This window comes from Rhizobium sp. CF142 (genome assembly GCF_000281145.1).
Taxonomy (GTDB): Bacteria; Pseudomonadota; Alphaproteobacteria; order Rhizobiales; family Rhizobiaceae; genus Rhizobium.
This window is the reverse complement of the sequence record NZ_AJWE01000096.1, coordinates 74052-91374: the sequence shown is the minus strand read 5'-3', so window position 1 is coordinate 91374 and position 17323 is coordinate 74052. Positions and strand designations below refer to the sequence as shown.

The following is a 17323-nucleotide window of genomic DNA, read 5'->3' as shown; positions in this document are numbered from 1 at the left end:
GGGGGGAGCCGATCGGCTTCCGCGACGCGCAGAACAACCCGGTCGGCTATGACGTCGATGTCGCCACTCGCCTGGCCGAAAAGCTCGGCGTACCGGTCGAATTCACCGACGTCTCCGGCGACGCCCGTATCTCCATGCTGGTCTCCGGCCAGATCGACGTGGCGATCGCCAACACCTCGGCTACGCTCGAGCGCGCCAAGGTCGTCAATTTTTCGATCCCCTATAACCGCGCCGGCCTGCGCGTCATCGTCCAGAAGGAGTCCGGCATCAAGGAGCTGAAGGATCTCGCCGGCAAGAAGGTCGTCGTCGGCCGCGGTACGACCGGTGAAACCTTCCTGAAGACGGCCGTGCCGGATGCGCAGCTCGTCTATGTCGACCAGTTTGCGCCTGATGGCGTTCTGCAGCTTCAGCAGAAGCGTGTCGATGCGGCAATCGAAGACTCCTCGCTGCTCGACTACCTCGCTACCAAGAACCCGACGCTGGTCACCCTTGCCGGCCTCTATTCCAACGACCCGATCGGCATCGCCGTTGCCAAGGGCGATCCGGAATTCGTCCGCTGGCTCGACATGTTCGTTTCCGACTACATTCAGTCGGGCGCCTACGAAGCCAATTACAAGAAGTGGTGGGGCGCCGAAGCCAACCCCCCGGCTCTGAACCCGCAGTGGTGAGATGATCCTGACAGGCCGCCTCCGGGCGGCCTGTTTGCTATCAGGAGGTCAGGCGCGGAAAAAAGGTCGTGGGCACGATGACCGGCGGCTGGCCGGGACGGAAATCCCCGGGATTGGCAATGAAATCCACCATCTGCTCGACATAGACGCCCTTGTCATAGCCGATCGAGGAGATCGGATAGGCATCGAAATCGGTGAGCGACAGATTGTCGAAGCCGTAAAGCCGGAAACGTGTCGGCCGGCTGCCGGGAAAATCGGCGCGGCAGACATCGAGAATCCCCATGGCCATCGCGTCGGACGTGCAGAAGATAGCATCCGGACAATCGGCCCCAGTTAGATCCCTAGCTGCCGCATGCCCGCTCTCATAGGAATAGTCGCCTTGCACCGTGCGCACCAGCTCTATGCCGCTCTTCGCGAAGGCCTGCTTGTAGAATGCAATACGCGCCTGCTCCATCGGCGAAGACGAACGTCCGGTCACGAGCCCTGCGCGTTTCACGCCTTTCTTGGCGGCATCGGCAACAGCTTCGGCAATGCCACTGCCTTCGTCGGGCATGACGACAGGCGAAAGATCATCGTGCAGCCCGTTCAGCATGATGACGAGATCGGAGCGGAACATGCGCCTGACGGTCGCCGCATCGGCGAAATCCGAAAACACCAGCGCCGCATCGACATGATAGGCAACGCCATTGCGCAGGAATTCCTCGACGCGGGCGACCGAGCCGATGCGGATCATGATGACCTGCTTGCCGATCGACTGGATCTGATCGAGCAGCCGATCGAAAAGATCGAGATCCGAAAGGTCGTGGATATGGTTGACGACGACGGCGACGAGATTGACCGTCTTGGTCGTCAGACTTTGCGCCAGAAGGTTTGGCTTGTAGCCAAGCTGGGCGGCGGCCTCGACGACCCGTTCGCGCTTGTCGGCCGAGACCGGGCGCGGCTCATTGGAGAGCGCTCGGCTGGCAACCGCACGCGATACCCCGGCGAGCTTTGCAACATCGGCAATCGTCGGGGCGGCATCGCGGCCATTGTTCTGAGTCATATTCGAGCGCTTTCCAACCTGTCATGGCGTGATAGCGCACAGAAGCGCACCTTCGCTATCGGAAACTTGCAATCATCCACTTTCGTGGCCCTGAAACCGGTGTCACCATCCTTTTTCGCCTCAATGCCAGCCTGAATGGAGGAACTGTATGGCAATCACACTTTCACCCGTAGCCCTGCCCGATTTCGGCCCTGTCGCCGCCGAGCAGCCGCGGATTCCGGCGGAGACCTACGCCGCCCGCGCCGATGCCGCGCTAAAAGCTGCTGGCACCGACTGGCTGGTGGTCTATGCCGACCGCGAGCACTTCGGCAACATCATGTTCCTCTCCGGCTTCGAGCCACGCTTCGAAGAGGCCCTGCTGTTGCTCGGTCCCAAGGGAAAGCGGGTCATCATCACGGGCAATGAATCCGAGAGCTACACGGTGCTTGCCCGCCTGCCCGGCATCGAGGTGCTGCGAGCCCAGACCTTCAGCCTCATGGGCCAGGACCGCAGTCAGAACCCGCGCCTGGCAGACCGTCTCCGCGATGCCGGCATCGGCAAGGCTAACACCATCGGCCTCGTCGGCTGGAAGTATCTTTCGGCGGAGGAGGACGAGGATCACGCAAACTGCTTCTTCGTGCCCGACTTCATTGTTTCTGCGCTACGCCGCTTGGCCGGCAAGATCACCGATGCGACCACCGTTCTCATGCATCCCGAGACCGGCTTGCGTGCCGTCGTCGATGTCGACCAGCTCGCCGCCTTCGAATGGGCTTCGGCCCGCTGCTCACGTGCTCTCTGGCGTGTCGTCTCAGGTGTTCGCGAAGGCGACAGCGAGTTCGAGGCACTCGGCAGACTGGGCTATGAAGGCGATCCGCTGAACCTGCACACGATGTTCGCCTCTGTCAGTTCCGGCGAGGCCATCGTCGGCCTGCGCAGCCCGACGGCACGGCGTGTGAAGAAGGGTGACGGCGTGACGACCGCCCTTGGTTACTGGGGTGCCCTCTCCTCCCGCGCTGGCCTGCTGACCGACCATGATGACGCCTTTCTGAAACCCGCCAAGGCCTATTTCGAAGCGCTGATCACCTGGTATGAGACGGCTGATATCGGCACGACCGGCGGCGATCTCTTCACCGCAGTGACCGGAAAGCTGAAACCCGCTGGCCTGAACTCGGCGCTTAACCCCGGCCATCTCGGCAGCCACGAAGAATGGCTGCATTCGCCAGTCCGCCCGGGCTCCACGGAACGCCTGCGCTCCGGCATGCCCTTCCAGGTCGACGTCATCCCCGTGCCCATGCCGGCCGGCTGGGCGCTGAACTGCGAGGATACGATCGCCTTTGCCGATGCAGAGCTGCGAGAGGCAATCCGCACGAAGTATCCCGAGATGCATGCCCGCATTACCGCTCGTCGTACCTTCATGGCGGATAAGCTCGGCGTTGCCCTGAAAGACAGTATCGTGCCGCTGTCCGACACGCCGCTCTATCTGCCACCTTTCTGGCTGAAAGCGAACCATGTGCTGATCCGCGAATAGCGCGCAAAGGACCGGCAGCCCTTGGCTGTCGGTCCGATCTTACCTAAATTCAGCTTGAAAACAGGAGGAGCGGCATGAGCGACAATCACAAGCATATCGACTGGCACGAACACGGCGTGAAGGTCATTCCCGGCAACGCACTCGATCCGAATACGGCGCAGACGCCGGGGATGAACCGCGCAACCGCTATCAACAATGCGCGCGCCGGGGCCGAAAAGATCTGGGCCGGCACAGTGACGATCCATGCCAATGCCAAGACCGGTGCCCATCATCACGGCGATCTCGAAAGCATCATCTATGTGGTGAAAGGCAAGGCCCGCATGCGCTGGGGCGAAAACCTCGAATTCACTGCAGAAGCCGGCCCCGGCGATTTCATCTACGTGCCGCCTTTCGTTCCGCATCAGGAAATCAATGCCAACCGTGACGAGACGCTGGAATGCGTGGTCGTGCGCTCAGGCCAGGAACCTGTGGTCGTCAACCTCGACATCGAACCGGTCGAAAAGCCCGAGGACGTGCCGTGGATCGACCCGATCCACCGCCACTAGCTCTCAGGCAGCGGCGAGGATCATCGCCGCACTCTTTTCCGCCACCATCATCGTCGGCGCGTTGATATTGCCGGCCGTGATGTTCGGGAAGACCGATGCATCGACGATCCGCAGCCCGGTGATGCCGTGCACCCTCAGGGAGGCATCGACCACGGATGTCGTGGCATCCGGCCCCATCGAAGCCGATCCGCAGAGGTGGTAGATCGAACCGGAATTGCCGCGGAAATAGGCAAGCAGTTCCTCATCCGTCTGGGCCTCCACCGAAGGCGGCATCTCCATTTCGGTGATCGACCGCAGAGCCGGCGCTTCCATGATCCGGCGCACCAGCCGGCTGCCCTGAACAACCTCTTCTTCGTCATGCACCGTGCCGAGATAATTCGGCCTGATCTGCGGCGCGTCCGCCAACTCAGGCGAGACGATGCCGACCGTGCCGCGGCTTGTCGGCCGGCAGGAGTTGAAGGCCAGGAGGAAACCCGAATAGGGCTCCGGCTTCAAACCTGCCTTCGGATCCGTTGGAATGCGATAGGAGAGCGGATTGAAATAAAGCTGGATATTCGGCCGCTCTTCATCCGGGCTGCCACGCAGGAAGGCGCCGGCCTGGTTGACGCTGAGCGCCAGCGGCCCGCGCCGCGTCAGGATATAGCGCAGCGCCTGCCGTGCCTGACCGAACAGCGTTCCGAGCTCGTCGTTCAACGTCGGCACGGTGGAGCGGTAGTAGAAGCTGGCGCAGAGATGATCCTGCAGGTTCCTGCCGACGGCCGGTAGATGCCGCACCAGCGGAATGCCGAGGGATTGCAGATGCGCGCCGTCACCGATGCCCGAGAGCTGCAGCAGCTTCGGCGTATCGACCGCACCTGCCGAGAGGATGACTTCCTGCCGCGCCGAATAGCTTGTTATGCCACCCGGCCCAATCACCTCCACGCCGGTCGCGCGGGCTTCCGCATCAACGATGACGCGCCTTACCCGGCTGTTGCGCAGGATAGCGAGATTGGGCCGTCCGAGCGCCGGTCTCAGATAGGCGAGCGACGAGGACGAGCGAACGCCGTTCCGCGTATTGATGTCGTAGATGCCCGCGCCTTCAATGCTCTCGCCATTGAAATCCGCATTCAGCGGCATCTGCAACTCGGCGCATGCCTCAAGGAAACGGTCGGTAATCGCATGCGATTGGCCGCGCATCGGCGTCACATGGATAGGCCCGCCGCCGCCATGATATTTGCTCTCGCCGCCCGCATGCGTCTCCAGCTTGCGGAAGAAAGGCAGCACGTCTTCATAACCCCAGCCGAGATTGCCAGCCGCCTTCCAATCGTCGAAATCGGCGGCCGCACCACGCACGAAGATCATTGCGTTGATAGAGCCGGAACCGCCCTGCACCTTGCCGCGCGGCGCATAGATACGCCGGCCGTTGAGCGCGGCCTCCGGTTCGCTCCAATACATCCAGTTGACCTTCGGATCGTAGTAGGAGCGCGCGTAGCCAACCGGGACACGAAACCACGGCGAACTGTCATTGCCGCCGGCTTCGATCAGCAGCACATTGTGCCTGCCGCTCTCACTGAGACGTGCCGCCAGAATGCAGCCCGCCGAGCCGGCGCCGACGATGATGTAATCGTATGTCGTCATCTTCGTTCTCAGCCGCGGGCCGGCGCAAATGCCTTCACGTCGGCGGGCTTGTCATCCATTTGCAGATGCAATCGCTGCCCTTCGTAAGGCGAGTGTTTGGCGACGACATCGAGATTGAGTTCCACGCCCAGCCCCGGCTCGTCTGACGGGATCAGGTAACCATCTTCGAAGCGCAGCGGCGTCTTCAGGATCTCCGCATAGAAGCCCGAGAAATCGACGATCGCCTCGTGGATCAGGAAATTCGGCGAGGAAGCGGCAAGCTGGATGCTGGCTGCAGCGCCGATAGGGCCATTATAGAGATGCGGCGCGATCTGCGCGTAGCACGCTTCGGCCATGCCGGCGATCTTCTTGCATTCGAGAATGCCGCCGGCGCGCGCCACGTTCATCTGCAGGATAGAGGCCGCACCCGTTTCCAGCACGCGCTGGAACTCGTATTTCGTTGTCAGCCGTTCACCGGTCGAAATGGGGATCGAGGTCTTGCGGGCGACCTCTGCCATCGCCTCTTCCTGGCCGGGAGGCACCGGCTCCTCGAACCAGAGCGGATCATATTTCTCCAGCCGCTGAGCCAGGCGAATTGCCGAGGAAGGTACCATCTGCCCATGCGTGCCGAAGAGCAGATCGGCACCGCTGCCGACGGCCTCGCGGATCTTGGCGCAGAATTCCTCGCAGCGGTCCATCACGCCGAGTGACACCTGATGGCCGGAATAGGCCGTATAAGGACCAGCCGGGTCGAACTTGACGGCAGTAAAGCCCATCTCGACCATCTTCACCGCGCATTCGGCGGCAAGGTCCGGATCGTTATAGTCATATTCGCCGGCAGCGTTTTTCGGATAGAGATAGGTATAGGCGCGCAGCCTCTCATGCACGCGCCCGCCGATCAGCTTGTGCAGCGGCTTGCCGACAGCCTTGCCGATAATGTCCCAGCAGGCGATCTCGAGGCCTGAGACGATGCCCATCATCGTCGGGTCGGGGCGCTGGGTGAAACCGCTCGAATAGGCAAGCCGCCAGAAGCGCTCGATGTCATGCGGATCGTGGCCGAGCAGGTAACGCTCGAAGACATCCTCGATCAGCGGGACGAGCGCCTTCGGATGGAAAGCGGTCGAGTAAATTTCCCCGACACCCTCGATACCGTCTGCCGTCGTCAGCCGTACGAAGATCCAGTACATGCCGCCAATATGCGGCGGCGGGACGGCGACGACATGGGTGGAAAGCGATGCGATCTGCATGGCCGTGATCCTCAATGCTTGAGTATGACGAGGCGCGTCTGGGTGAATTCGAGCATGCCGTGTTTACCGTCATCGCCGCCAAGGCCGGAACGTTTCCAGCCGGCGTGATAGCCCTGATAAGGATCGGCCGGGAAACGGTTGACGTAGAATTCGCCAGCCTCGATGGCATCGGAAAAGCGCATGATGGTGCGATGATTGTTGGTGAAGAGCACCGAACTCAGGCCGAACTGGTGATCATTGGCGAGCGCCAGCGCCTCATCCGTCGTGTCATAGGCAACGACGGGCAGAACCGGTCCGAAAATTTCCTCGGCGATGATCTCCATGTCCTGACGGCAATTGGACAGCAGTGTCGGCGGATAGAAGAAGCCGGGGCCTTCAGGGAAGATGCCACCGGCCTCGATACGCGCGCCCTGCTCTACCGCCTTCAAGACGGCCTCGTGCACATTCGCCTGTGCCGACTTCGTGGAGAGCGGCCCGACACGAGACGCATCGACCGAACGGTCGCCGAAAGCGCGTGCGGCAAAGCCGGCCTTCAGTTTGGCAAGCAGCCCATCATAGATGGAGCGATGCACATAGACGCGCTCCGGCGCGGTGCAGAGCTGGCCGCAATGACTGGTCTTTGCGGCAACGAGCTGCGCGGCAACAGCATCGAGATCGGCATCCGGCTCGATAACGACAGGCGTCTTGCCGCCGAGTTCCAGCGACGGCTTGGCGATGTTCGCCTTGCAATAGTCGAGCACGATGCGGCCCGCCTGCAGGCTGCCGGTCAGCGTGATCATCCCGACCTTGGGATGGGTGCAAAGCGTGGCTGCAACCTCATGCGACATGGTGAGGATGTTGACCAGTCCCACAGGCAAGCCGGCCTCGGCCACGGCTTCGGCGATTTCGAAGGCCGAGGTCGGTGTCGAATTGCTCGGACGCACCACAACCGCATTGCCCGCAATCAGCGCCGGCGCAATCTTGCGCACCAGCGTGTAGATCGGAAAGTTGAAGGGGATCAGGCAGGCAACGACACCGATCGCCTCGCGCTTCAGAAGCAGTGTCTCATTGGCATTGTCGCTCGGGATGATTTCGCCTTCGATGCGCCGTGCCCATTCGGCGTGATAGCGCATCAGTTCGGCGCCATAGATCGCCTCGCCTGTCGCATCGGCCAAGCTCTTGCCGGATTCCAACGCTAGGGCGGCACCGATCTTTTCCGCCCGCTGCTCGATGACAGCCGCGAGCTTGCGCAATGCGTCACCCCGCGCGATTGCCGGCAGCCCCCGCCATTCCTTCTGTGCCTTCGCCGCCACCTCGACAGCCTCGATGGCTTCTGCAGCCGTCGCCGATGGCACCTCGGCAAAAGCGGCTTCCGTTGCTGGATTGAGTACCGGCACCAGGTTGCCGGAAGTCCGGAATTCTCCGGCGATGAAATTGCGATACTCCGTCATGACGGTATCCTCAGGACAATAGCCAACCACGCGCATGCCGGCCTCTGTGCCGGCCATGCGTTGAAACGAAACAGAGTGCCGTCACCCAGAAGGCGGCGGCTAGAACGTGCTGCGGCCCGGCGCCGCGTCGAGAAGTGTTCTCGTATAGGGATGCGTCGGCGCCTGCAGCACTTGGGCCGCACTGCCACGCTCGACGATTTCACCCTTCTGCATCACCACGATCTCGTCGCTGATCTGGGCAGCGACGCGCAGGTCGTGGGTGATGAAGACGATGGCAAGCTGCAGCTTCTCCTGCAGCTCGCGAAGCAATTTCAGAACCTGCGCCTGCACGGACACGTCGAGCGCCGAAACACTCTCGTCCGCGATCAGCACATCCGGCCGCATGGCGAGCGCGCGTGCAATGCCGATGCGCTGCCGCTGCCCGCCAGAGAAAGCCGCCGGCTTGCGCCAGTAGGCACTCTTCTGCAGCCCGACGAGATCGAGCAGCTCTTCCGCACGGCGGCGCGCTTCACCGGCTTCAACACCGGCAAGCATGGCGGAGCGGGCAATCATCGGGCCGACACGGCGGCGCGGATTGAGCGAGCCGAACGGATCCTGGAAGATCATCTGGATCGACCGGCGACGCGCGCGTAGCGGTGCCGGCGCCAGACCGAGAAGATCCGCACCCGCCACTTCGACCCGGCCGCTCTTCGGCTCAATGAGGCGGATCATTGCCTTGGCAAGGGTGGACTTGCCGCAACCGGATTCACCAACGATAGAAACCACGCGGCCCGGCGAGAGGCTGAGCTCGACATGTTTCAAGACCTGAACGCTGCCGTAGGAATGCTGCAGATCGTGCACCGCAAGCACCGGCTCTTCACCTTGCGGCGGGGCTGGGCGGTCGTGCGGCGTCAGGCTCGGCACGGCAGCGATGAGCTCTTTGGTGTAGGGATGAACAGGCGCTGTCAGCACCTGTCTTGCCTCGCCGATCTCGACGATCTCGCCATAGCGCATGACGGCGACGCGGTCGGCAATATCGGCAACGACACCGAAGTCATGCGTGATGAAGAGAATGCCATGGTCGTGCATATTACGAAGCTCGCGCACGAGCTTCAGCACCTGCGCCTGCGTCGTGACGTCGAGCGCGGTCGTTGGCTCGTCGGCAATCAGGACGCGCGGGTTCATGGCCAGCGCCATTGCGATGACGACACGCTGGCATTGGCCGCCGGAGAGCTCATGCGGATAGGCCTGCAGGATACGGTCCGGGTTCGGCAGATGCATGGATTCGATCAGCGCCCGAGCGCGCTTCTTGCGCTCGGCGGCATCGAAATCCGAATGCAATTCAAAGACTTCCTCGATCTGTGCCGACACCGTCATCGCCGGATTGAGCGAGGCGATCGGCTCCTGGAAGATCATGGCGATATCGCTGCCCCGGATCGCCCGGAACGCCCGTTCGGAGAGGCCGACAAGATCAGTATTCCCGAGCATCACCTTGCCGCCGGAAACCTTCAATCCTTCCGGCACCGCTCCCATCAGCGCGCTGGACAGAACCGACTTGCCCGAACCGGATTCGCCGACGATGCAGAGAATTTCCCGCGGCCTGAGATCGAAGCTCGCCGCCTTGACGGCATAGGGTCTGTCTGCCCCTTTCGGCAGGGCGACACTCAGATTTTCGACCCGAAGGATCGGTTGGCTTTCGTTGCTGCTCATGCACGCCTCCCCTGCGCTTCCGAGACTTCTCGCAATCCGTCTGCCAGCAGGCTCAAGCCCAGCATGAGCGACGAGATCGCAAGGCATGGAAAGATGACGAGATGCGGGAAGGCGATCGCCATGGCGCGGCCTTCATTGACCATTGTGCCCCAATCCGGCGTCGGTGGCGGCAGGCCGAGACCGAGGAAGCCGAGCGTGCCAATGGTGATCGCCGTGTAGCCGAGGCGCAGGCAGAAATCGACGGCGAGCGGCCCGCTGGCATTGGGCAGGATATCGAAGAGCATGATGCGCCAGGTGCTTTCACCCTGGGTCACCGCAGCCGCCACATAGTCGCGGCTCGAAACGTCGATGGTAATGCCGCGCACGATGCGGAAGATCGCCGGCGCGCTGCCGAAGGTGACGGCAAGCACGATGTTGAAGGGCGATGAGCCGACCACGACGATAATGACGATATAGAGCACCAGCACCGGGAAAGAGAGCACCACATTGGCGATGTAGGACAGCACCGCATCGCCCCAGCCGCGCCAGTAGCCGGCGACAAGCCCGAGGACCACGCCGACCACATAGGCAGTCAGCGTCGCAAGTGTCGAAAACACGACCACGGTACGTGCGCCGTAGATCAAGCGCGAGAGAATATCGCGGCCGAGCTTGTCGGTTCCGAGCCAGAATACATCGCCGGACCGATCGGCAGCCCCCGGTTTTGCGAGCGGCAGCAGCGTGCGGATCGGATCATAAGGGGCAAGGAACGGCGCGAAAATCGCCACAAGCAGCCAGCCGATCGTCAGGAAGCCGCCGATCAGGATGACCGGATTGGAGACGTAGGGTTTTACAACCTTCACCATGGCGCCCTCACTTCCGTCCCTTGGCTGCATCGAGCAGCGAGACGCGGGGATTGAGCCAACCATAGGCGAGGTCGGAAAGGATCTGCGTCGCGACGACGACGACGACGCTTACCATCGCGCAGGCTTCGACGAGGCGGATATCGCTATTGAGCGCGGCGTCATAGAGCAGCGTGCCAAAGCCCTTGTAGGCATAGAAGACCTCCACGACGATGACGCCTGACAGCAGCCAGGGAAATTGCAGCATGATGACGGTGACCGGTGTGATCAGCGCATTGCGCAAAGCGTGGCGCCAGACGATGCGCGCGGTGCTGGCGCCCTTGAGGCGCGCCGTGCGGACGTAGTGTGTGCCCATGACCTCGATCATCGAGGCGCGGGTGACACGCGCCAGGTAGCCAGTCGAATAAAAGCCGAGCACCAAAACGGGCAGAATGATCTGCTGCAGCGAGAAACCAGTCAGCATGGTGCTGGCGCCCGGCAGCCAGTGCAGCCAGAAGACGAAGACAGCCGAGAAGAAGACCGCGGAAGCGAAATCCGGAATCGAGGTCGTGGCGATCGCAATGAAGGAGACGACTCGATCGAGAACCGAACCCTGACGCATGCCGGCAATGATGCCCGCAAACAGGCCGACAGGCACGATCACGAGCAGCGCACCACCCGCAAGGATTCCGGAAGCTGCAAGCCGATCGGGGATCAACTGTGCAACGGGCGCGCGGTAATAGGTGGACATGCCCCAGTCGCCGGTCATGAAGGACCAGAGCCAGCGGCCGTAACGGATGAGGAAGGGATCGTCGTAACCATTGGCTGTCAACCACTGGGCGCGTTGGGCCGGCGTCGAGAACTGACCGAGGACCTTGACGGCGACATCGCCGACATTGACCTCCAGCGCCAGGTAAACGAGCAGCGACACAGTGAACATCACCGCGAGTGCGCTTGCCAGTTTACGGAGAATGAAAAGGAAAACGGTCACGAACCACCTCTTTGCCGGGTCGGGGCCGCCGCGATGAGCGGCCCCGCCGAAGATCAAGCCTTGGCGAGCCAGACGCCGTCCATGCGGAAGTAATCCGCCGGATGGAGCACGAAACCGCGGACGGTGGTGGCTGCGGCGCTGAAGCGGTTCGGCCAGTAGGGTTGAACGATGACGCCGGAATCCTGCAGAATCTGCTGGACATCCTTCATGGCTTCGGGGCGCTTGGCCGGATCGACAACGGCAAGAGCCTTGTCGAGCGCGGCGTCGAATTCCTTGCTGGCGAAATGGCTCTCGTTCCAGGCTCCGCCTGAGCGGTAGGCCAGATCGAGCGTCATGGCGCCGAGCGGACGGTGCGCCCAGTAGGTAAGGCCGAAAGGAACCTTGTCCCAGATCGGCCAATATTGCGAGGCCGGCAGCACATTGAGCTTCAGCCGGATGCCGGCTTCGGCCAGATTCTGCTGCAATACCTGCGCGGTATCCTGTTCCCAGGTACCCTGCGTATTGCCGAGCGTCAGCTCAAGGTCCAAACCGTCCTTGTAGCCGGCTTCTGCGAGCAGGGCCTTGGCCTTCTCGACATCGCGGGGCACAGCCGGCAGCGCGAAGTAATCGGGTTGAACCGGCGAGACGTGGAAATTGGCGCCGACTTCGCCTTCGCCGCGATAGGCGACGTCGAGCATCTGCTTGTTGTCGGCGGCAAGCTGCACGGCCTTGCGGACGCGAACATCGTCGAACGGCTTCTGGTCGGACTGCATGCGCATGACGAGTGTATGGGCAGCCTTGCCGGTCAGGATCTGGATGTTCGGCAGCGACTTCATGAGATCGTATTCGGCGATCGTCGCACGGTAGATGATATCGATCTGGCCGCTCGAAAGCGCTGCGAGATGCGTGGTGATATCGGTACCGAGGTCGATGTACTGGATGCCATCGAGATGAACAGGCGTGCCCCAGTAATCAGCGCGCTTGCTGAACACAGCCTGACGGCCGACTTCGTAGGCGTCCAGCTTGAAGGGGCCGGTACCAACAGGATTGGCCGGCCAGTTGGCGCCGCCCTTGACGAAGTCGCGGTGCAGCATCGGGCAGGTGTAGGAATAAAGCTGCTCTGGCAGCGAGGAAACCGCACGCGACAGCGTGATGCGAACCGTGTGGTCGCCGGTCTTTTCCACCTTCGCGACGGCCGAGAAAGCGGTCTTGTTGGAAGACTGGGAGTCAGGCGCAATCCAGCGCTGAATATTGAAGATCACGTCTTCGGGCGTGAAGGCATCGCCATTCGACCACTTGGCGCGCTCGTCGAGCTCGAAATCCCAGATCTTCAGGTCAGCAGACGGCGTCCAGCTCTTGGCGAGGTAGGGATGGGTGACGTTGTCGGCATCGACATAGGTCAGGAATTCGAGGCTGTTGCGATAGAGGTTTGAAGCCTCGATCCAGCTCGTCATCATCGGATCGGTCAGTTCCTGGATCTGGCAGCCGAAACGCAGTGTGCCGCCATCGGTAGGCGTCTCCTGAGCGAGTGCGAGCTTGCTGTCGCCGAGGAAGGCGCTGGCGGAGGCCGCCGTCACACCGAGCCAGGCGACGGCACGCAGGAAACCGCGGCGATCGATCTTGCCGGCGCGGACCTGTTCACACAGTTCCGGTACGGAGGGATGCAGCGGATTGCCGCTGTTGGTTTTCAATTCAGTCATGATCTGCCTCCTCCTTGAATGGCAGTATGTTCACTATCAGACACCCTCTGTGCCAGACACGATGCGCAGGGCGGGCTTTTCACCGTCGTTCACCACACGATTGCTGAAGCGGCTGATGATCCAGGATCGAAACCCTGCAATCAGAGGATCCACCAGCCCTTCCGCATCGGTCTTCAGGTAATAGCCGAAGCCTTCGTAATAGTGTGCGGTGACCGGCGCAACCAAGCGGCCGCTTTCTATTTCCTCCCGAAATAGCGCCGGATCTGCAAGCACCAGCCCCTGCCCCGACAATGCGTATTGAACCCCGAGGCTGGCGCTGTCGAATGTCACGCCCCGCGCCACGGAAACCCCGCCGAGACCGTTCTGCACAAGGAAGCGCTGCCAAGTGAGGTAGGGCTCCATGTCGACGATCTTGATGTGGATGATTTCGTTTGCAGCAATGAAAGCCGCGATATCCGACACGCCTCCCCTGATCAGATCAGGATGACAAAGGATCGTCGGCCGCTCCTCCCAGAGCAGATCGGTGATCCATTCATCGACTGCTGGCCGCGTATAGACGACCGCCACATCGAATTCGCTGTCCGGCACCCCATAGGGGGTCGAAACCTCTAGAAGCACTTCCGGGAAGCTGCGCCGGAAATCCGTCAGCAGCGGCACGGTGAGCTTCATGGCAAAGCTCGGCGGCAGGTTGATGCGCAGCTTGCGTTGGCGCTGTTCGTCCGGCGCGCAAACTTCCTTCAGCGCCTGCTCGATGCGGTCGAAGCCCTTGCCGATGCCGGCAGCGAGCGAGCGCCCGGCATCCGTCAGCGTCGTGGCCTTATGGCCGCGTTCGAAAAGCTTGCGCCCGATGCTCTCTTCCAGACCGATGACATGCCGCGAAAGCGCGCTCTGCGAAATGTTGAGCGCAGCGGCTGCCGCCGTGAAGCTGCCGTGATGCGCAACGGCCTCGAAGGCCCTGAGCGCATTCAGCGGCAACCGGCGGCGATCGACCGCCGGATCCTTCTTCGTCTGTGGAGAGCGATCCTCCGTCATTATCCCGCAAGCCCGCCAAACAGGACGTATTTGCTCTCGAGATATTCATCGAGCCCTTCGGCAGCACCTTCGCGGCCGAGGCCGGATTGCTTGACGCCGCCGAAAGGCGCGACTTCCGTCGAGATCACGCCTTCGTTGATGCCGACCATGCCTGCTTCCAGCGCTTCGGCGACACGCCAGGCGCGGCCGAGATTCTGCGTGAAGAAATAGGCCGAGAGGCCGGTCTCTGTGTCATTGGCGAGCGCGATCGCCTCTTCCTCGCCCTTGAAGCGAAAAAGGCCGGCGACCGGACCGAAGGTCTCTTCGGTCGCAAGCGCCATATCGGTCGTCATGCCGGTCAGCACCGTCGGCGCATAGAACAGGCCGCCGCGCTCATGCCGCTTGCCGCCGGTCAACACCTTGGCGCCTTTCTCGACGGCATCGGTCACATGCCGCTCGACCTTCGTCAGCGCGGGCGCATTGATAAGCGGCCCCTGCAGCGCGCCATCCTCGACGCCGGGTGCCACCTTCATCGCGGCCACGGCCTTGGCAAGCGCCTCGGCATAGCGGTCATAAATACCGTCCTCGACGAGGATACGGTTGGCGCAGACGCAGGTCTGTCCGGTATTGCGGAACTTGGAGGCGATCGTGCCGCGCACGGCCTGGTCGATATCGGCATCGTCGAACACGATCAGCGGCGCGTTTCCGCCGAGTTCGAGGCTGATGCGCTTCACCGTATCGGCGCTCTGGCGCATCAGCAGCTTGCCGGTCGCCGTCGATCCCGTAAACGAGAACTTGCGCACGACGGGGCTCTTCATCCAGACGCCGACGACATCGGCCGGCGACTTCGTCGTCACCACGCTGACGACACCGGCGGGAACGCCGGCCTGCTCGCCGAGACGGGCAAGCGCCAGTGCCGAAAGCGGTGTGTCCTCGGCGGGCTTGATGATGATGGTGCAGCCTGCAGCCAGTGCCGGACCAACCTTGCGGGTGATCATCGCCAACGGGAAATTCCATGGCGTCACCGCCGCAACGACACCAACCGGCTCCTTCATAACGACGATGCGCGCATCAGCTTTGTGCGACGGCACGACGCCACCATGCGAGCGGCGGCCTTCCTCGGCAAACCAGGTCAGGAACCCGGCCGCATAAGCGACTTCGCCACGCGCTTCGGCCAGAGGCTTGCCCTGCTCGGCCGTCAGCAGCCTCGCAAGATCTTCCTGATTGGCAAGTATCAGCTCAGCCCAGCGCCGCAGCACGGCGGAGCGTTCCGACGCGAGCGTCTTGCGCCAGGTCTTGAAGGCCTTCGCTGCGGCATCGATCGCCTGCTGCGCTTCCGCCGCACCGCAATCCGGCACGGTCGCAAGCTCACTGCCATCGGCGGGATTGAGCACGGCAAAGCGCTTGCTGTCAGCAGCACTTCCCCAGCCTCCACCGATCAGGGCATTGTCCTCGACAAGCTTCATATCAGGCGACCTTCGGCGTGAAGAACGGATTGCCGACCGTTGCCACGCCTTCGGCAAGCTCGGCACGCGACGGCCAGCCCTTCAGCAAAGCGCGCTTGGCGGCAAGACGCGTTGCAGCCTTGTTGTTATGATACACCTCTTCGGCATCGTTTGCCGACGGATTGACCCAGACGGCGGCAATCGCGACCCAGTCATCTTCAGCTTCCGCCGGCAGCGAACCATCGAGCAGCGCTGCAGTAATACCGGCGGCAACACCCGCCTGTGCCGGCCCCCAGGTCATCAGCTCATGCGACGAGCCCGACTCCATCACCGCCTTGGCGATGAACAGCGTCACCGGCTTGGCCGGCAGGTTCGGCTTCAGGACCGCTTGAAACGGCAGGTGGCCGGGACCGGGACTTGCGGCGGCACCGGCAAGGGCGCCGGAAATCGGCCCGTTCTTCGGGCCGAGGTAGAGGTTGATATGGGCAGCGTTCGGGCCGGAACCCTCGAAGCCTTCACCGATATAAAGCATTGAAATCTCCAGTAGCGATGCGAGTCGAACCCATTATGCCTTTGCCCATTACGCCTTTGAAAGCGCACGCGGGCGACGGACCGGGTTATAGTCGTTGATCATGTCGCGCGGGCGGTAGGGCTCTTCCAGGAAGGCGCGCTCTTCTGCCGTCAGCTCGATCGCCGCAGCCTCGATGGCGGCGGTGACATGTTCGGGGCTTTCCGTGCCGACGATCGGAACCGTGCTGTTGCCTGAACCGATGACCCAGGCCTGGGCGATCTGGCTTGCCGTCTTGCCGCGCTTGGCGGCGATCTCGTTGACGCGCTTGGCAATCTCCTGGTCGATCTCGTCGCCGAACCAGTCGAGATAGAGGTCATGCGCAATACGCGGCGCCGAACCGCCACCGGCGAGATATCCGCGGGCGAGCGGCGAGAAGGTCGTCACCGCAATGCCCTCATCCTTGCAGTAAGGCATCATTTCGCGCTCTTCCTCCCGGTAGAGCAGCGAATACTGGCACTGCATGTTGACGAACCGCGTCCAGCCGTTTTTGTCGGCGACATGATTCATCTTGGCGAACTGCCAGGAATACATGGTGGAAGCGCCGATGTAGCGTGCCTTGCCCGACTTCACGATGTCATGCATAGCGCTCATCGTTTCTTCAATCGGCGTTTCCGGATCGAAGGCGTGGATGACGTAGAGATCGACATAGTCGGTGCCCATCTGCTTCAGCGACTTGTCGATGGAGGCCATCAGATGCTTGCGCGACAGGCCCTTGTCGTTCGGGTCGTCGCTCATCGGATAAAAGGCCTTGGTGGCGAGCACCAGCTTTTCGCGGTCGGTCAGCGACAGTAGGGTGCGGGCAACCACCTGCTCGTTGACGCCGGTCGAATACCAGTCCGCCATGTCGAAGAAATTGATGCCGACATCGAGCGCCTTCTTCAGGATTGGCACCGACTTTTCTTCGTCCAACACCCAACCCTTCCACTTGGATGTCCCGATACCCATGGTACCAAGGCAAAGCGACGAAACCTTCAGGCCGGTCTGGCCAAAGCGCACATATTCCACAGCAATGTCCTAAAAATGTTTCTCCCTCCTAAGACTATGCCGTGGCGACACTATTGTGACAAATAGGTTTATTCGATGC

The 17323-nt window shown here is 62.0% G+C and carries 15 protein-coding genes; 3 read left to right on the top strand and 12 right to left on the bottom strand.

Features of this window, described 5'->3' with window-relative positions:
* The coding region (locus PMI11_RS20675) for a transporter substrate-binding domain-containing protein (RefSeq protein ID WP_007820880.1) at positions 1–668 on the top strand (668 nt) is incomplete at its 5' end.
* A 40-nt stretch (positions 669–708) separates the two neighbouring features.
* Here the strand turns inward: PMI11_RS20675 and PMI11_RS20670 are convergent.
* The gene (locus PMI11_RS20670; RefSeq protein WP_007820879.1) at positions 709–1710 is read right to left on the bottom strand and encodes a LacI family DNA-binding transcriptional regulator; all 1002 of its coding nucleotides are present in this window, start codon (positions 1708–1710) and stop codon (positions 709–711) included.
* A gap of 148 nt (positions 1711–1858) precedes the next feature.
* Here PMI11_RS20670 and PMI11_RS20665 point away from each other — a divergent pair, with 148 nt between their 5' ends.
* Together PMI11_RS20665 and PMI11_RS20660 are read left to right on the top strand one after the other, a co-directional pair.
* Entirely contained in the window at positions 1859–3217 is a 1359-nt protein-coding gene (locus PMI11_RS20665; protein ID WP_007820875.1) for a M24 family metallopeptidase, read from the top strand.
* Between the two features lie 74 nt (positions 3218–3291).
* Positions 3292–3762, top strand: a complete 471-nt coding sequence (locus tag PMI11_RS20660) for a cupin domain-containing protein (RefSeq protein ID WP_007820873.1) — start codon at positions 3292–3294, stop codon at positions 3760–3762.
* A gap of 3 nt (positions 3763–3765) precedes the next feature.
* Here PMI11_RS20660 and PMI11_RS20655 read toward each other — a convergent pair whose 3' ends face one another.
* From PMI11_RS20655 to PMI11_RS20605, 11 genes are all read right to left on the bottom strand, one after another.
* A complete protein-coding gene (locus PMI11_RS20655; protein ID WP_007820871.1) occupies positions 3766–5379 on the bottom strand; it encodes a GMC family oxidoreductase in 1614 nt (537 codons plus the stop codon).
* Positions 5380–5387: 8 nt separating this feature from the next.
* Positions 5388–6605, bottom strand: coding sequence for a mandelate racemase/muconate lactonizing enzyme family protein (locus tag PMI11_RS20650; protein ID WP_007820869.1), 1218 nt, complete (start codon positions 6603–6605; stop codon positions 5388–5390).
* 11 nt (positions 6606–6616) lie between these two features.
* Entirely contained in the window at positions 6617–8035 is a 1419-nt protein-coding gene (locus PMI11_RS20645) for an aldehyde dehydrogenase family protein (RefSeq protein ID WP_193385620.1), read from the bottom strand.
* 99 nt (positions 8036–8134) lie between these two features.
* Positions 8135–9724: a dipeptide ABC transporter ATP-binding protein gene (locus PMI11_RS20640; protein WP_007820862.1), complete on the bottom strand. Its 1590-nt coding sequence runs from the start codon at positions 9722–9724 to the stop codon at positions 8135–8137.
* A complete protein-coding gene (locus PMI11_RS20635) occupies positions 9721–10566 on the bottom strand; it encodes an ABC transporter permease (protein WP_007820860.1) in 846 nt (281 codons plus the stop codon). The genes PMI11_RS20640 and PMI11_RS20635 overlap by 4 nt, the downstream gene beginning before the upstream one ends.
* 7 nt (positions 10567–10573) lie before the next feature.
* Complete coding sequence (locus tag PMI11_RS20630) at positions 10574–11533, bottom strand: ABC transporter permease (protein WP_007820858.1); 960 nt, start codon at positions 11531–11533, stop codon at positions 10574–10576.
* 53 nt (positions 11534–11586) lie between these two features.
* On the bottom strand, positions 11587–13212 hold the full coding sequence (locus tag PMI11_RS20625) for an ABC transporter substrate-binding protein (protein ID WP_007820856.1): 1626 nt from the start codon (positions 13210–13212) through the stop codon (positions 11587–11589).
* A gap of 36 nt (positions 13213–13248) precedes the next feature.
* Positions 13249–14244 carry a LysR family transcriptional regulator gene (locus tag PMI11_RS20620; RefSeq protein WP_007820855.1) on the bottom strand — a complete coding sequence of 332 codons (996 nt, stop codon included), beginning with the start codon at positions 14242–14244 and terminating at the stop codon, positions 13249–13251.
* Complete coding sequence (locus PMI11_RS20615) at positions 14244–15689, bottom strand: NAD-dependent succinate-semialdehyde dehydrogenase (protein WP_007820854.1); 1446 nt, start codon at positions 15687–15689, stop codon at positions 14244–14246. Before PMI11_RS20615 ends, PMI11_RS20620 begins: the two co-directional genes overlap by 1 nt.
* Before the next feature lies 1 nt (position 15690).
* Positions 15691–16200 carry a formaldehyde-activating enzyme gene (gene fae, locus PMI11_RS20610; protein WP_007820853.1) on the bottom strand — a complete coding sequence of 170 codons (510 nt, stop codon included), beginning with the start codon at positions 16198–16200 and terminating at the stop codon, positions 15691–15693.
* 48 nt (positions 16201–16248) lie between these two features.
* The gene (locus PMI11_RS20605) at positions 16249–17244 is read right to left on the bottom strand and encodes an aldo/keto reductase (RefSeq protein ID WP_007820842.1); all 996 of its coding nucleotides are present in this window, start codon (positions 17242–17244) and stop codon (positions 16249–16251) included.
* Between the last annotated feature and the right edge of the window lie 79 nt (positions 17245–17323).